Source organism: Arthrobacter dokdonellae (assembly GCF_003268655.1).
GTDB classification, from domain to species: domain Bacteria; phylum Actinomycetota; class Actinomycetes; order Actinomycetales; family Micrococcaceae; genus Specibacter; species Specibacter dokdonellae.
This window is the reverse complement of record NZ_CP029642.1, coordinates 194,126-210,318: the sequence shown is the minus strand read 5'-3', so window position 1 is coordinate 210,318 and position 16,193 is coordinate 194,126. Positions and strand designations below refer to the sequence as shown.

Genomic DNA, 16,193 nt, shown 5'->3' with positions numbered 1-16,193 from the left:
GTGGCTCCTGACGATTTGGACGGGTGGGGGCCTATGAGGCCGGCGGATGCGGGACGGTGGCGACCAGGCGCAGCTTGCCGACGTGCTCGCGCAGGATGCGCTGCGCCTCAAGGCCGAGGGCTTCGTCGCTGATGACCTCGTCCACCTCCTCCAGGGAGGCGATGGTGCTGATGCCCACGGTGCCCCACTTGCTGTGGTCGGCCAGCACCACCACCTTGCGGGCGGCCTCAATCAGGGCCCTGTCCATCTCGGCCTCGAGCAGGTTCGGCGTGGTGAAGCCGGCGTCCGCGTCCACGCCATGCACGCCCAGGAACAGCAGGTCCAGGTGCAGCGACCGGACGGACTGCGTGGCGATGGGTCCCACCAGGGCGTCCGACGGCGTGCGCTCGCCCCCCGTGAGGATCACCGACACGCGGGACCCCGCTTCCTGGAAAACATCGGCGATCTTGACGGAGTTGGTCACCACGGTGAGGTTTTTGCGGGCGCTCAGTTCCTTGGCCAGCGCCCACGTGGTGGTGCCGGCGCTGAGTCCGACGGCCATCCCTTCCTTGACGAGCAGCAGGGCTTCCCGGGCGATGGCCTGCTTTTCCAGCGTGCCCAGGGTGGACTTAAGCTCAAAGCCGGGCTCATGGGTGCTGGCCCCACCGGGGAGCTTGGCGCCGCCGTGGATCTTCTGGACCAGTCCGGCGTCGTCCAGCGCCTCGATGTCGCGGCGGACGGTGACCAGGGAGACGCCGAACTGCTCGGCCAGGTCGGAGACCCGCACCACGCGCTCCCGGGACACGGTGGCCACGATGGCGGTGCGCCTGGCGTCGGCCAGCATGGGCGCGTCCTCGCCGCGCTCGGCGCGCTCGGCGCGGAGGGGATCGCCCTTGGCGGTCTTCACGTGCTTCTCGGTTTTCATGGGTGAGCTCAGCCCTTGCTGGAACCGAGGGTCAGGCCGGCCACAAACTGGCGCTGCAGCGCAAGGTAGATGACCAGGGTGGGAATGACCGTGATGGTGGCCCCGGCGGCGAGGAGGTTGTAGTTGGACAGGAACGTCCCCTGCAGGTTGTTGATGGCCGTGGTGACAGGGAGCCGGTCGCCGCTTTGGATGAAGAGCAGCGGCCAGAAGTAGTCGTTGTAGATGAAGATCAATTCCAGCGTGGCCAGGGCGGCGATGGCCGGCTTGCACAGCGGCATGATGATGGAGACGTACTGGCGCCAGATTCCGGCCCCGTCCACCAGGGCGGCCTCCGTCAGGTCCGCGGACAGGGCCTTCATGTAGTTGGACAGCACGAAGGTGCAAAAACCGATCTGGAACGCGGTGTTGGCGATGATGACCGAGATGTAGGTGTTGAGCAGGCTCCCCGAATCGCTGAACCAGTAGGGGAGCTGGATCAGCTTGAACATCTCAAACAGCGGCGTGGCCAGGACCTGCGGCGGCAGCAGGTTTCCGGCGGTGAACATGATCAGCAGGGTGACGTTGAACTTCCAGCTGACCCGGCTGACGGCAAAGGCCATCATGGAACTGCACAGCAGCACCAGGATGATGGTGGGGACCGTGATGATGAGTGAGTTCATGAAGTAGCGCGGGAAGCCGCCCTGGGTCCAGGCCTGCGCGAAATTGTCGAAGTTGAAGGCGCCGCCGAGGCTGAAATAGCCGTACTTGTCTGTGTCCGCCTTGGGGCGCAGGGCCGTGAACAGGGCCCAGCCCAGGGGGACCATCCACATGACGGCCATGACGGTCAAAAAAATGTGGGTGCCGTAGTGCGGGCGGCTGCGGCCGTGGCCCACGCCGTCCTTCGACGTCCTGGCGGGCCTGGCGTGTTTGCTGGTCGTGGAAGCAGACATCAGAACTTCTCCTTCCGGAAGGTGCGGGACAGGTAGATGGTGATCGGCACCAGGGAGATGACGAGCAGGATGACGGCAAAGGCGGAGCCGATTCCGATGGACTGCCCCTCGCCGATGAGGTACGTGATGACCAGGGCGCTGATGAGTTCCAGGCCGTTGGTGCCCTTATTGATGACCCAGACGACGTCGAACGCGCGCAGCGATTCGATGATGGTGATGACCACAATGACGATGTTAATGGGCGCCATGGCGGGAAAGACGATGCGGAAGAAGGTCTGGCGGGCGTTGGCGCCGTCCAGGGACGCCGCCTCCTTCAGGGACGCGTCGACGCCTTTCAGGCCGGCCAGGTACAGGATCATGACGTAACCGGCGTGGCGCCACGTGGCAGCAACGAGGGCCGCCCAGATGTTGACGCTGGAATTGCCAAACCAGTCGACGGCCTGCGGCGTGCCGGCGGTGCCGAGCAGGAAGTTCAGCAGGCCGTTGTCCTTTTGATAGAACAGCTGCCAGATGATGCCCACGAGCGCCAGGGACAGCATGACCGGGATAAAGAAGACGCTCTGGTAGATCTTGCTGCCGCGGATCTGCTGGTCCAGCAGGACGGCCAGCAGCAGGCCCAGCGGGGTGGCGATGACGGCGAGGAACAACAGCCACAGGATGTTGTGCTGGACGGCCGGCCAGAACGCGGGGTTGTCGGTGAAGACGTAGCTGTAGTTGGCCACGCCAGCGGCACGGATGTCGGAAAGGGCCAGCCCGTTCCAGCGGGTGAAGGACAGCAGGACCGACAGCAGTGTGGGGATCCAGACGAAGGCCAGCTGCACCAGCGTGGGGATGCCCACCATGATGCCCAGGACCACCTTGTCCCGCTTGGAAAGCCGCCTGACCCTGCCCGGTTTGGGCCGGCGCGCGGGTGTTCTTTGGCCGGCCCGTGAGCCGGGGGTGGCTGATTCGGAAAGCTCGGTTGGCGTACTCATGGCGGCAAACTCGTTTTCTCGCAGTGGACGTTTGCTGGGGACAGGCTGGTTGCAGTGGGTACGGGGGCGGCCGGCCGGTGCCGGCCGCCGCCGCAAGCCGTCACTGGGCCGCGTACAGTGCCTTGGCCTGCGACTCGAGGTTCTTGACGTCCACCGTGCCGTCCTTGATGAAGCCCTGCAGCGCCGGGATCATGACGTTGTTGGCCATGGCCGGCAGGGCGTCGCGGTCAAAGAACTGGCTGATGCTCTTGGCGTTGGCGATGGTCTCGGCGCACTTCTTGGTGAGCGGGCTGAACGTGGAGGTGTCCGCGCCCTTGGCAGTGGCGATGTTGGAGGGGTCCACCTTCGCGTAGGCGTCCTGGCCCTCGGGGGTGCCCATGAACGCCAGGAAGTCCCGAGCGGCCTGGTTGTTGCCGCCCTTCTTGGACAGCAGCAGGCCGTCGATGGGTGCCTCCACGGCGTCCTGGCCTTCCATGGCGATTTCGGGGAACGCGAAGAAGTCGATGTCGTCCAGGATGGTCTTGTCCGTGTACTGCTGGGTGACAAAGGAGCCAAGCAGGTACATGCCGGACTTCTTCTTGCCCATGTTGATGGCCGCGTCCTGCCAGGTCATGCCGAGGGCGGCCGGGTTCTGGTACGGCAGCAGGGCCTTCCAGGTGTCAAAGACGTCGCTGACCTTCTTCTGGTCCCAGGACTCCTTGTGCGCCGTCAGGTCCATGTGGAACTGATAGCCGTTGAGGCGCATGTTGATGTAGTCGAAGGTGCCCATGGCCGGCCAGCCGTCCTTGTCCGCGAACTCGATGGGGATCAAACCATCTGACTTCATTTTGGCGCACAGGGTCTTGAGCGCATCGAAGGTGGTGGGAACGGTGTAACCCTTGTCCGCCCAGACGCTCTTGCGGTAGAAGAAGCCCCACGGGTAGTTGTAGTTGGGCACAAAGTACATCTTGCCGTCAGGGCCGGTGGAGGCCTTCTTCATGGCGTCTGAGTAGTTGGCGCCGACCTTTTGCCACACATCGTCGATGGGCGCCAGAAGGCCCTTGCCTGCGTAGTACTGCATGCGGTAGCCGGCGAACCAGGTGAAGGCGTCGTCCGGGCTGCCCTGGAGGTAGGTGGAGATCTTGTTCTGGAAATCGTTGTGGGGCACCACGTTGGTGGTGACCTTGATCTTCGTCTTCGCCGTGAACGCGTCGGTGACGGCCTTGTAGGCGGCCTTGGGCACGTCGTCGGAGGAGCCGGAGCCGAACGTGAGCGAGGTGGAGGCCGACGGCGTGGCGCCCGGGCCGCTGCCGCCCGTGCACGCGGCCAGGAGCGGGATGCCGGCGGCGCCGACGGCACCCACGCCGAGGGTCTTCAAAAGGGTGCGGCGGTCAAGACCCGGCCGGACGTTTCCCGCTGGGGGTCGATTTTCGTTGAGTGACATGATTTCTCCCTTGAAAAGCGCAAGCCTGTGAAGTGGATCACATGGAACAATCATGAAGCAACAAAAACGAAACGTCAAGGTGCAGAAAGGAAAATTTTCGATCACAATTTCATTCCCGCGGCCGCCCTTAAACACATCTGTGTTGCAGATGTTGGACTGAAAACGGCGTGTCATGTCTCGGACCTCTGTAGACAGTTCATGTCTCGCACCTGTGTTGACAGTTGATGTCTCATTGTTGTGTAGACACTTCCGGTCTGAGTAGTGGCCAGACCGGAAGTGTCTCACTTCTTTTTAGACGGTTTCTGGTTCGGGCTGTTCGGTCGTAGTTGTTGTTTTGACTGGCCTGATTTTACGTTTCCGCACGGCGCCGGCGGGGTCTGCCGCGATGCCGGAGGGTTTGCCGTTGCCTACGTATGGGGTGCCTTTGGGTGGGATGGGGTGGCTGATAATTTCTGAGCCAAGGCTGTCGAAGAACATGATGTCGGTGTCGTCGTGAATGATGTTCACGGTGGTGCCGATGTATTTCTTGCCCATCTTGAAATGCGTCCCCAAGACGGTGACATTGCCGTCTCGTCCGACACGACGCTGGCCGCTGAACCGCTCTGCCCCTACCGTGGGTTCTTCTGGTTCCGGCGGGCCGGGTGCCGGGGCCTTGGGTGTGGCGTTCCAGGCTTCCTGCGGTGTCATACCCGGCTTCAGGGCCTGGTGTTCACGTTCGGTGTTGTAGTACCGGTCGAAGGCATCGATCTGGGTTTGCAGGACCTCCAGCGTGGTGGCTGGTGGCTGCTGCTTCAGGTACCGGTGCAGGGTTTGATGGAACCGCTCGTTCTTGCCCTGGGTAGTGGGTTTGTAGGGTTTTCCGGTGATGGGTTCCACGCCCCGGGCCTTCAGGAATTCCACCAGTTCCCCGCGCCTGCCCAGCCGTGTCGGGTTAAGAGCCGCGCCGTTGTCACTGAGGAAGCGCTGGGGTACCCCGTGTCGGTCAATCGAGGTTGTCACGACCCTGATCGCGGCCTCGCTGGTTTCCCCGGAAGCAGCCAACGAGGCCAGGGCCAGCCGTGAATGGTCGTCGATGAGTTGGAAGATCGTGACCTTCGTCCCGCACGCCAGCACCCACTCGGTGGCGTCAATCTGCCAGCACGCATTCGGCTGCGGATAGACGAACCGGATATAGGCGCTGCGGGGCTTCTTCTTCGGCTCCGGCACCACGACGCCGGCACGGGTGAAGATCCTGGCCACAGTCGCCCTGGAGGGCGGTTGGAAGCCCTGTCGGCGCAACTTGGCGATCACTGAGAGCGGGCCGGCATCAAAGCCGGCCTTCTCCAACTCCTCGCGGGTTCCCAGCAGCAGATCGACCATGGAAGCGGGAGTGGTTTTCGGATGCCGCAACGCGATCGGAGGCCTCTTCTCCAACGCCTTGACCGGGCCGAGCGCTTGGGCTGCCGCCCGGACCTGGTAGAACCAGGCCCGGGAGACATTATGTTGTTTACAAAACGCGCTCACGGCACCGCGAGGAGCATCGGAAGGCCATGTAGCAACGAGATGACGGACTTTGATTGATGGTTGTGTTTTATGCACAATCCACAAGCAAAACCGACCAACTGTCTACAAGGCGATGAGACAGAGTGTCTACGAAGGTCCGAGACAAAACTGTCCAATAAGGTATGCGAGATCACAGGACTGAAAACGGCGAAAATCGACGAAATCGGTCCAACATCTGCAACACAGACGGGGTGGGGGGACGTACGGGGTGGGTCAGGCCTTCAGGGACTCCGAGATCTGGTTCATCACGGTGTTGTCCGCCAGGGTCGAGGAGTCGCCGGCCTCGCGGCCCTCGGCGATGTCCCTGAGCAGGCGGCGCATGATCTTGCCCGAACGCGTCTTGGGCAGTTCCGGCACCACCAGGATGGTCTTGGGCTTGGCGATCGGGCCGATCTCCTTGCCCACGTGGTTGCGCAGCGTGGTGACAATGTCCGGATCGTCCACGGCGGAGCCGCGCAGGATCACAAACGCCACGACAGCCTGGCCGGTGGTCTCATCCGCGGCACCGACGACGGCGGCCTCCGCGACGGAGGGGTGGCTGACCAGCGCGGACTCGATTTCCGTGGTGGAGAGGCGGTGCCCGGAGACGTTCATGACGTCGTCGACGCGGCCCAGGAGCCAGACGTCGCCGTCCTCATCCTTCTTGGCACCGTCGCCGGCAAAGTACATGCCGTCGAAGCGGGACCAGTACGTGTCCTTGTAGCGTTCATTGTCGCCCCAGATGCCACGCAGCATGGCCGGCCACGGTTCGCGGATCACCAGGTAGCCGCCGTGCCCGTCCGGCACGGGGCCGCCCAGTTCGTCCACCACGTCCACGGCGATGCCGGGCAGCGGGGTCTGGGCCGAGCCGGGCTTGGCGGAGGTGACGCCGGGCAGCGGCGCGATCATGATGGCACCGGTCTCGGTCTGCCACCAGGTGTCCACCACGGGTGCCAGGTCGTTGCCGATGACGCGGCGGTACCACATCCACGCCTCGGGGTTGATGGGTTCGCCCACCGAGCCGAGCACGCGGATCGAGGAGAGGTCGTACTTGGCGGGGATGTCCTCCCCCCACTTCATGAACGTCCGGATCGCCGTCGGCGCGGTGTAGAGGATGGAGACCTTGTACTTTTCCACGATCTCCCAGAAGCGGCCCTGGTGCGGGGAGTCGGGCGTGCCCTCGTACATGACCTGGGTGGCGCCGTTGATGAGCGGGGCGTAGGTGACGTACGAGTGGCCGGTGACCCATCCGACGTCGGCCGTGCACCAGAAAACATCCGTCTCCGGGTGGAGGTCGAAGACAGCGCGGTGTGTGTAGGCGGTCTGCGTGAGGTAGCCGCCGGTGGTGTGCAGGATGCCCTTGGGCTTGCCCGTGGTGCCTGAGGTGTAGAGGATGAACAGCGGGTGCTCGGCGGGATGCCCCACGGCGGTGTGCTCGGCGGGTGCCTTGCCCACGGTGTCGTCCCACCACTTGTCGCGGCCCTCGACCCAGTTGACGTCCTCGCCATTGCGCTTGACCACGACGACGTTCTCCACCGAGTGCCCGGGCGCCGTGAGCGCCTCGTCCACGGCCGGCTTGAGGGCGCTGGGCTTGCCGCGGCGGAACGTGCCGTCCGCGGTGACCACCAGCTTCGCCTTGGCGTCGTCGATGCGGCTGCGCAGGGCGTCCGCGGAGAAGCCGCCAAAGACCACGGAGTGGATGGCGCCGATGCGGGCACAGGCCAGCAGGGTGATGACGGCTTCGGGGATCATGGGCAGGTAGACGGCCACGCGGTCGCCCTTGGCCAGGCCCAGCGCCTCAAAGGCGTTGGCGGCCTTCTTGACCTCATCGGTCAGCTGCGCGTAGGTGTACGTGCGGGTGTCGCCGGGCTCGCCCTCGAAGTAAATGGCGACGCGCTCGCCGTTGCCGGCCTCCACGTGGCGGTCCAGGGCGTTGTACGCGGCGTTGATTTCGCCGTCGTCAAACCAGGTGGCGAACGGCGGATTGGTCCAGTCCAGCGTCTTCGTGAAGGGCTTGCTCCAGGTCAGCAGCTCGCGGGCCTGCCTGCCCCAAAACGCGGGGCGGTCCTCGTTGGCGGCGTCGTATTCGCCGGCCTTGACGATGGCGTTGGCGGCAAAGTCGGCGCTGGGCGGGAACTGGCGGTTCTCCGTCAGGAGATTTTCCAGCGCATCGCCGTTAGGCCCAGCCGTGGTGGTGTCATCGGACATCTAAAACCCCTTCATTCCTTCTTGACTGATGCCGCAGGCCCTGCTTCCACGCCTTGTTGACGGGCCTGGGAAACGGATCGCGGCACCTTAGCTTTCTGCAAGTTTCTCTACGTTTCACTCTAGCGTGTCGGGCGTCACGGCGTGGTTGCCGTCACAGGCCGAAGGGGCCGGAGGGGGCGGATCTGCGCCGAAGTGCAGAACATGTCAGCCACCGGAGTCGGGCGGACTTCATGGGCAGAACGGTCCGAGAGCGGTGATTGTGGCCGCTTTTGGCCGTGCCCGCTAGTGTTGGCCATCCGCGTTCATTAGGCTGTAACAGAACCGTGACTTTGAGGAGTGACCCCCATGACACAGCAAAAAGCGTCAACCACCGCCGTGGCGTCGGAACGCAAGGGCCCGGCACCAAGCACGGCCGTCCTTGGCCCGCTGACCGTCCGCGACATTGCGGCACTGGTCGGAGTTCTGGTCATTTTCGTCGCCTCGCTGCTGCCGCTGGTCATGGGCCCCGGTTTTGCGGGCAACCTCTGGAATCTCAGCCCGTTGTTCTTCCTGGGCATCGGCGTGATTTTGCCGCTGGCGGTCGGCGTGCTTTTTGTCATCCGCCGGCTGAGCCCGGAAGTGAAGCCGCGGGTCGGCTCCCTTTCGGTTGACCAGTTCGCGTCCGTGGTGGCCGGATTTGCCACCTTCTACTTCTTTCTGGCAACCGTCACCGGTTTCAGGGCCGCCTACCTGGTGGCCCTGATCGGCGCGCTCGTGCTGCTCGCGGCGACCGTGCTGGCACAGTGGATTCCCTTTTTCGCCTCCGACTTTTCCGGCCGCGCCGAGACCCCGGCCCACCCCGCGGCACGCGACGCCGTCGTGGCCACGCGCCGGCCCGGGGCCCACAAGCCGGTGCTGGCGCTGTCTGTCGGATCCGCCGCCGGCGGTGCCGCGGGCGTACGTCCCGGGCAGTTTCAGAAGGCCCCATCCGGACAGGGGGCCGGACAGGACCGGCCCGTCCCCGGCCCGGGCTGGAACGCCGGGTCCCAGACGCCCGCGCACACCCCGGCCGGCCAGATCTTCACGCCCGCCGGCGCTGCCGGCACCGCTGGAGTGACCGGTGCGGCGGGCTCCGCGGAAGCTGCGGCGGCCGCCCAGCCGCGCGCCGCGGTTCAGGGCGACGGTTCCCAGGGTGATGCTGCCCGGGGTCCTGTCGGCCACGGCGCCGCAGCGCAGGACACCCCAGCGCAGGACGCCGCACCGCAGGACACCGCAAAGCACGGCACCCCAGCGCAGGATTCTACAGCGCAGGACGCGGCACCGGCGACGACCGGCATGCCCGCGAGCCGTTCCGCCGAAACCGTTGCCTCCCAGGTGGACGCCGCCGGAACAGGACCGCGCGGGGCCGGCGCGTCCGCCCAGGTGTCTGCCAACGTGGGCGAAGCGCAGGCGGGTCACGGCGCGGAGCCGGCTGCCGGCGTCGTGCCCTCAGCAGAACGTGCCGCGGAAAGCGCCCCGGCGACGACGCTCAATCCCAAGGTCGTGGAGTCCGCGCCGTCTGAGAGCATTGGCGCCACCGTCAATCCGCAGGCCCAGCCCGTGGTGGCGGACCCCTTCTGGTTCGCCGTGGACCGCCCGCAAAACGTGGTGGACGAGCACACGCGACAGTTTGTGTTCAAGCTGATGCCCGGCTCCTGGATCCTGGCCCTTGAGGACCGCGGGAGCAGTTTTCTGGTGCAGGACAGCCACGGCAAGACGGGGCTGCTGCTGGACCTGGTCGGAGTTGAGCGGGCGCCGGAGGGCCAGTAGGCCTTGAAGCCCGTCGACAACGAATCGCCGCTGGCGCTCAAACGGCGGGCCCGCAGGATCAACCGCGAACTCGCGGAGGCCTACCCGTACGCGCACGCGGAGCTTGACTTTTCGAACCCTTTTGAACTGCTGGTGGCCACCGTCCTCTCGGCCCAGACCACAGACGTGCGCGTCAATGCGGTCACCCCGGCACTTTTTGCACGCTACCCCAACGCGCTGGCCCTTTCCGAGGCGGCGACGGTGGAGCTGGAAACCCTGATCAAGCCGACAGGGTTCTTCCGGGCCAAGGCCGCGAACCTGCTTGCCTTGGCGACACGGATCGTCGACGAGTATGACGGCGAGGTGCCCGGCTCCCTGCACGCGCTCACCACCCTGCCGGGCGTGGGGCGCAAGACGGCGAACGTGGTACTGGGCAACGCTTTCGGCATCCCGGGAATTACCGTTGACACGCACTTCATCCGGCTGGCGCGGCGTTTCGGCTGGACGACGTCGGCCGATCCTGTGCGGATCGAGGCCGACGTGGCCGCGCTGTTTGAGCGCAGGGACTGGACCATGGTCTCGCACCGGGTGGTTTTCCACGGCCGGAGGGTCTGCCACGCCCGCAAGCCTGCCTGCGGGGCATGCTCCATTGCCCACCTGTGCCCGTCGTACGGCGAAGGCGAAGTGGACCCGGTCAAGGCGGCCAAGCTGCTCAAGTACGAGCTGGCGCCCGGGCAGGAGCAACTCCTTGCCCGAATGCTGGCCGACGTGGGCCGGGCCGCCGAATACCGGCAGGAATCGCAGCGTGCCGCCCGGCTGGGCGACGGCGGATCGGGTGGCGCCGCCGGCGTGGCATCCGCCGGCGTGGACGTCGAATGAGCGCCTACACCGACCTGAAAGCGCTGGCCGGACGGGCCCGCTCCGGCGAGTTCCACGCGGCCCGCGCCGCCCTGTGGAATTCGCCCATGGACCGCAGCGTGGCGCGCGCGGCCGCGGTGCTGCTGCTCTTTGGGGCGCTGGACGATGTTCCGGCGGCGTCCTCGAAGCCCCTCGCGTCCGCCGACCTCGATATTCTGCTCGTCGAGCGCGCCGCCACGCTCACGAACCACCCGGGGCAGGTGGCGTTCCCCGGGGGCGGCGTCGACCCGGGGGACGCCTCCGTCCTTGCTGCGGCCCTGCGGGAAGCCGAGGAGGAGACGGGGCTGGACCCCGACGGGGTCGAAATCCTGGGCCAGCTGCCCGAGGTGCCTGTGCCCGTCAGCAACTTCCTCGTCACGCCGGTTTTGGGCTGGTGGACGAGGCAGACTGCCGTCGACGTGGTGGACTACGGCGAATCGGCGCAGGTGTTCCGTGTTCCCGTCCGCGACCTCCTGGATCCAGACAACCGCGTCACCGCGACGCTCACCCGGAACGGTCAGACCTACCGCGGACCGGCCTTCACGGTGAACGGAGTGGTGGTGTGGGGCCTCACCGCGGGCATCCTGACCCACGTCCTCGATGAACTCGGCTGGTCCGTGCCGTGGGATGCGTCCCGGGAGATCCCGGCGCCGTTGTAGGAGCCGCAGGTCTTGGCGGCTTCACGACCACTGGCGGCTTCACGACCACTGGGTGTGACGGCGCCCGGCTCACTTGGCGTCCGCGTAGGATTCCACCACTGTCACATTAACGGGAAACTCCAGCGGAATCGGGCCAAACAGCAGCCGGGTGGCGGCCCGGGACGATTCATGCACCATCTCGGTCACCGCCTCCACCAGCGCGTCCGGGCAGTGGACCATGACTTCGTCGTGCAGGAAGAACACCAGCTCCGGGCGGCCCGTTTCCCGGGTGCCGCCGGCGCCGGTGCCGGCGCCGCCGGTTCCGTCCGGGCTGGCGGGGGCACCGGCGTCGGGCATCAGGGCCAGGCAGTCCTGGGTAACCGGGACACCGCCGTCCGACGGCGGGGCTCCTTCCGCCGGAACCAGGGCGCGCAGCCGGCGCCTGAGTTCCGCCAGCCAGCAGCAGGCCCACTCGGCCGCCGTGCCCTGGACCACGAAGTTCCGGGTGAAGCGGCCACGCGACCGCGCCGCGGATTCCGCCCTTCGCTGCTCGTCGGCGGTGCTGCTGCGCTGGCTGGCCCGCCACTGCTCGGAGACCGGCGGAGTGCTGCGCCCCAGGTGCGTGGACACTTGCTCCCCCCGTTCGCCCGCGCGGGCCGCTTCCTCCACGAACCCCACAGCCTCCGGATACATGCGCGTCAGCTGCGGCATGAGACGGCCGGACTCGCCCGACGTCGAACCGTAAATGGCCCCAAGCAGCGCCACCTTGGCCATGGCACGCTCCCCGCCAAATCCCTGCGCCGCGATGCCCGCGTACAGGTCCTTGTCGCGGCCCGCGGCGGCCATGGCCGAATCCTGCGCCAGCGCAGCCAGCACCCGCGGCTCCAGCTGGGCGGCGTCGGCCACGATCAGCTTGTGGCCCGGATCAGCCACCGCGGCCCCGCGGATTTGTTTGGGGATCTGCATGGCGCCGCCGCCGCGGGAGGCCCACCGCCCGGAAACCACCCCGCCCACCACGTACTCGGAATGAAAGCGGCCGCCGCGCACCCACTGCTCCAGCCACGCCCACCCGTTGGTGGTGAACAGCCGGCTCAGTTTCCGGTACGCCAGCAATGGCGCAATGGCCGGATGCTTGAATTCCTGCAACTCCCACGAACGTGTGGACTTGGCGTCAATGCCCGCCCGGTGCAGGGCCCTCATCAGGTCCTGCGGGGAGTCCGGATTCAGACCTGGCGCGTCCAGGGCGGCCCGCAGCTCCATGGCCAGTGCCTCGAGTTTTGGTGGCCGGGCGTGGTCCGGCGGCTCGGCGCCCAGCAAGTCAGCCAACAGCGCACTGTGCAGGTCGGTGCGCCAGGGGATGCCTTCATGCTGCATCTCAGCGGCCACCAAAGCACAGGCGGACTCCGCGGTGGTGAGCAGTGCCAGCCTGGCCGGGTGGGTGGAGGCGGCAATGGCAGTTTGTTGGGCGGCCAGTTCAGCGGACACGGCAACAAGGTCCCACGCCGGGTTCTTGGCCGGCTGGTCAAAGAGGCTGGCCTGGGCGCTGCCTGTGCCCGGTGCCGGCGGCAGGTCCTCGGGAGGCAGCACATGGGCCGCCTGGCGGTAGCCGGTGTCGGCCGTGAATCTCGACGGCAGCAGGATTGCCTGGCTCAAGGCCAGATCGTGACAACGTTCCACCCGGATCCCAGCCGCCAACAGCCCGGGGTACCAACGTTGCGAGCGGTCCCACACCCACCGGGGCCGGTGGGCCTGCTCAACGGCCCGCACTGCGCCGGCCACGGAGGCGCGTGCCATGTTCTTGGCCGGCGCCGCCGGGCTGCCTTCCGCCGTCCACAGCTGAAGCTCGACGGCGGCGGGGTCGGGCGCCGAGGCCAATAACGCGTACATCCCTCCATTGTCCACTGCCTCGGCCGGCATTCGAATATTCGAACGGTTTTAAGGGTCTCAGGTCGAAGGACGCGGGCTGCCCGGACGGCTTGCGCGGGCCGCCCGGACGCGGGCTGCTGCCGTCCAAAATGGTTGCGTCCTCCACAGCGGCGCTGCCCCGGCGGCCTGTCCACATTCGGCCGCGGACCGCTGGAACGGGCGGACTGCCAGGTGGACAGTGAAGTCATGACGACACATATGAATGCCCGCCGCACGGCCGGTCCCGGCCGCGGACCGATGGTGTCGGAGCCTCTCGAGCGAGGGGCGCCCTGGCTGCCCGGGCAGGAAACCACGGTGATGATGGTTTCCGCCTCGCCGGCGCTCCATGGCGAGGTGGGACGCGTTTGCGCGGCGGCCGCCGTCGGGCTGGTCATTGCCGAAACCATGGAGGACGGCGGCGGGAAGTGGGGTGAGGTTGCTGCCGTCCTCATTGGCAGCGACGTGCCCGGCGGGCTGGCCGGCTGGCGCGGCCCAACCGTGGTGGTGGGCCGGGCCGAGGATGCGGGACGCATGTGGCTGCAGGCCGCCCGCCTGGGCGCGGACAGGGTCGCCGTGCTGCCGGACTCCGCCCAATGGCTGGCCAACTACTTCACCCGCCTGCGGGAACCGGCCGCCGGGGCGGGGGTCGTGGGAATAATTGGTGGCTGCGGTGGGGCCGGGACCTCCACCCTGGCTGCGCTGATTGCCGGCCTTGAAGCATCGCGGGGGACGCAGGTTTTGCTGGTGGACGGGGATCCATGGGGCGGCGGCCTGGACAGCGCTGTGGCGGCGGAAGGCCTTTCCGGCCTTCGGTGGCCCGACCTCCTGCAGGCGTCCGGGGCCATCAACCCTGAGCAGCTCGCGGCGTCGCTTCCTGCGATGGACGGGCTGTCGCTGCTTTCGTGGAGTGCGGACGGCGCTGCGGGGCGCGCCGCTGCTCCGGCGGCGGAGGCTGAGGTCATGCGGGCCGCGCGAGTGGCCTACGGGCTCGTGGTGGTGGATGTCCGACGGCCGGCAGGGCACGCACTCGGGCTTGGCGTTCACTGCGATGGATTTGTCATGATCGTCCCGGCCCGCCTCAGGGCGGCTGCCGCCGCGGAACGTGTGCTTGAGGCCTTGCCCGCGGCGCCCGTCGGAGCGGTGGTGGCCGGGCCCCTCCGCGACGGCGTTGACGCGCGCCTCGTCTCCGATGCGCTCGGCCTGCCGCTGCTGGGCTCCCTGCCACGGATCAAGGGCCTGGAAGAGGCGCTCGACGCCGGACGGCTCCTGGACATGGCCACCCACAGGAAGGTGCGCCGCCTGGTGGCGGGGATTCTGGCCTGGCTGGCCGGGGACGGCGCCGCCGGCACCCCCGGCAGCGGCCAGCCGGTGGGAGGGCGCCCCGCGGGAGCCGGGAGGCACGGGCGGTGACGCGCCACGCGGCACGGCGCCCGTTCGACGCCGCCCGGCTGCCGGATCCGCGGGCCGCGGGCATGGTTCCAGCCGTGCTGGATCCGGCCCTGCTGGAATCCGTCAGGGAAACGGTGCTGGGGGACTCTGGACCCATCACTGAGTTGCGGGTCGCGGCGGCGGTACGCGGGACCGGGCGGCTGCTCGGCGCCGCCGGATCACTGGTGGCCATGGACAGGATCAGTGCCGAACTTAACGGGCTGGGTCCGCTGCAGCCGCTGGCCTTGGACCCGAGCGTGACAGACATCTTCGTGAATGCGCCGGATTCGGTGTGGCTCGATCGGGGTGCCGGACCGGAACCCGTGGACGTGGCTTTTGATGACGAGAGTGCACTGCGTGCCCTCGCCATCCGGCTCATCGCCACCGGGGGCAGGCGGCTGGATGACAGTTCACCATGCGTGGACGTGAGGATTGCCCCGGGATACCGGATCCATGCCGTCCTGCCTCCCGTCTCCTCCAGCGGCACGCTGCTCTCAATCCGGATCGGACGCCGCCGCTCCTTTACGCTGGCCGAACTCCAGGCCGCAGGCTGCGTGCATCCTGTCCTGGCAGCCGTCCTGCGCCGCATCATCGGCTCCCGTCTGGGCTTTCTGGTCAGCGGCGCCACCGGAGCCGGTAAGACGACCCTTCTCTCCACCCTGCTCGGCCTCTGCCTTCCCGGCGAGCGGCTGGTCCTTGTCGAAGATGCAGCGGAACTGCAGCCGGACCACCCCCATGTGCTCACGCTGGAAGCACGGCATGCGAATGCCGAGGGTGCAGGCAGCATCGACCTCCAGGAACTGGTGAGGCAGGCATTGCGGATGAATCCAGGGCGGCTGATCGTGGGGGAGTGCCGGGGGGCAGAGGTCCGGGAACTGCTCATGGCGCTCAATACGGGCCACAGCGGCGGTGGCGGAACCATCCACGCCAACAGTGCTGCCGACGTTCCGGCCAGGCTGGCAGGACTGGGCGTGCTGGCCGGGATGAGCACCGAGGCTGTGGCGCTCCAGGCCTCCAGCGCGCTGGATGTGGTGGTCCACGTTGATCGCGGCGCCAACGGGCGGTTTGTTTCCCAAATCGGGGTCGTGGCCCTTCGTGGGGGGCGGCTCGCGGTGATGGCGGCCCTGACGGTCCGCCCGGTGGAACTTTTCGGGGCGGGCGGACGGGAGGACGCGGATGGCCCCGTACCCGCCAAGGGCCTGCTGTCCACGGGCGACGCCTGGCCGGAACTTGCACAGCGGCTGGGAATGGACCCGGCATTGTCCGAAGGGAGCCGGGAGTGGCTGCCGTAATGGTGTTTGCGCTGACCGCGCTTGCCTGCCTGCTTTACTCCGTCCGACGGCGGACCTGGCCCCGTCCCGCTGAGGGCCGCGGGGCGTCCCGCCCCGAAGATGCCTTGAACCGCGCGGCGACGTTTGGCCGGCCGTGGCGGGTCCGCCGCCGAGGTCCGGAGGCTTCGATGCCGCGGCTGGTGCGTCAGCTTTCCGCCCTTCTTGCCTCCGGACGTAACGGGCCGGTGCTGTGGGCTGCGCTCGCAGAGGTGCTTGTTTCGGAGCAGCCGGTGGGCGGCCACCGCGTCCGCGGTGACGGCCCTGGGCG

The 16,193-nt window shown here is 67.3% G+C and carries 12 protein-coding genes; 5 read left to right on the top strand and 7 right to left on the bottom strand.

The window, feature by feature from the left end:
• Nucleotides 1–31 precede the first annotated feature (31 nt).
• The 6 genes from DMB86_RS00970 to acs form a co-directional block, all read right to left on the bottom strand.
• A complete protein-coding gene (locus DMB86_RS00970) occupies nt 32–823 on the bottom strand; it encodes a DeoR/GlpR family DNA-binding transcription regulator (protein ID WP_113719240.1) in 792 nt (263 codons plus the stop codon).
• An 89-nt stretch (nt 824–912) separates the two neighbouring features.
• Nucleotides 913–1,833 (bottom strand): carbohydrate ABC transporter permease, encoded by a 921-nt coding sequence (locus tag DMB86_RS00965; RefSeq protein ID WP_113716163.1) that lies wholly within the window; start codon nt 1,831–1,833, stop codon nt 913–915.
• Nucleotides 1,833–2,807: a carbohydrate ABC transporter permease gene (locus DMB86_RS00960; protein ID WP_113716162.1), complete on the bottom strand. Its 975-nt coding sequence runs from the start codon at nt 2,805–2,807 to the stop codon at nt 1,833–1,835. The genes DMB86_RS00965 and DMB86_RS00960 overlap by 1 nt, the downstream gene beginning before the upstream one ends.
• Before the next feature lie 100 nt (nt 2,808–2,907).
• Complete coding sequence (locus DMB86_RS00955) at nt 2,908–4,230, bottom strand: ABC transporter substrate-binding protein (protein WP_113716161.1); 1,323 nt, start codon at nt 4,228–4,230, stop codon at nt 2,908–2,910.
• Nucleotides 4,231–4,521: 291 nt separating this feature from the next.
• Complete coding sequence (locus DMB86_RS00950; protein WP_227878454.1) at nt 4,522–5,733, bottom strand: integrase core domain-containing protein; 1,212 nt, start codon at nt 5,731–5,733, stop codon at nt 4,522–4,524.
• A 252-nt stretch (nt 5,734–5,985) separates the two neighbouring features.
• Complete coding sequence (acs, locus tag DMB86_RS00945) at nt 5,986–7,959, bottom strand: acetate--CoA ligase (protein ID WP_113716160.1); 1,974 nt, start codon at nt 7,957–7,959, stop codon at nt 5,986–5,988.
• 345 nt (nt 7,960–8,304) lie between these two features.
• Here acs and DMB86_RS00940 point away from each other — a divergent pair, with 345 nt between their 5' ends.
• From DMB86_RS00940 to DMB86_RS00930, 3 genes are read left to right on the top strand one after another with little or no spacing between them, the layout of a single operon-like run.
• Nucleotides 8,305–9,747, top strand: coding sequence for a hypothetical protein (locus DMB86_RS00940; RefSeq protein ID WP_113716159.1), 1,443 nt, complete (start codon nt 8,305–8,307; stop codon nt 9,745–9,747).
• 3 nt (nt 9,748–9,750) lie between these two features.
• A complete protein-coding gene (gene nth / locus DMB86_RS00935) occupies nt 9,751–10,605 on the top strand; it encodes an endonuclease III (protein WP_113716158.1) in 855 nt (284 codons plus the stop codon).
• Entirely contained in the window at nt 10,602–11,282 is a 681-nt protein-coding gene (locus DMB86_RS00930) for an NUDIX hydrolase (RefSeq protein ID WP_113716157.1), read from the top strand. The genes nth and DMB86_RS00930 overlap by 4 nt, the downstream gene beginning before the upstream one ends.
• A gap of 69 nt (nt 11,283–11,351) precedes the next feature.
• On the opposite strand, the gene DMB86_RS00925 is transcribed toward DMB86_RS00930, so the two are convergent.
• Entirely contained in the window at nt 11,352–13,148 is a 1,797-nt protein-coding gene (locus tag DMB86_RS00925; protein WP_113716156.1) for a bifunctional 3'-5' exonuclease/DNA polymerase, read from the bottom strand.
• Nucleotides 13,149–13,373: 225 nt separating this feature from the next.
• Between DMB86_RS00925 and ssd the strand changes: the two genes are divergently transcribed.
• Together ssd and DMB86_RS00915 are read left to right on the top strand one after the other, a co-directional pair.
• Nucleotides 13,374–14,576 carry a septum site-determining protein Ssd gene (gene ssd, locus DMB86_RS00920; protein WP_113716155.1) on the top strand — a complete coding sequence of 401 codons (1,203 nt, stop codon included), beginning with the start codon at nt 13,374–13,376 and terminating at the stop codon, nt 14,574–14,576.
• A complete protein-coding gene (locus DMB86_RS00915; RefSeq protein WP_418202292.1) occupies nt 14,573–15,886 on the top strand; it encodes a TadA family conjugal transfer-associated ATPase in 1,314 nt (437 codons plus the stop codon). The genes ssd and DMB86_RS00915 overlap by 4 nt, the downstream gene beginning before the upstream one ends.
• The last annotated feature ends 307 nt before the right edge of the window (nt 15,887–16,193 follow it).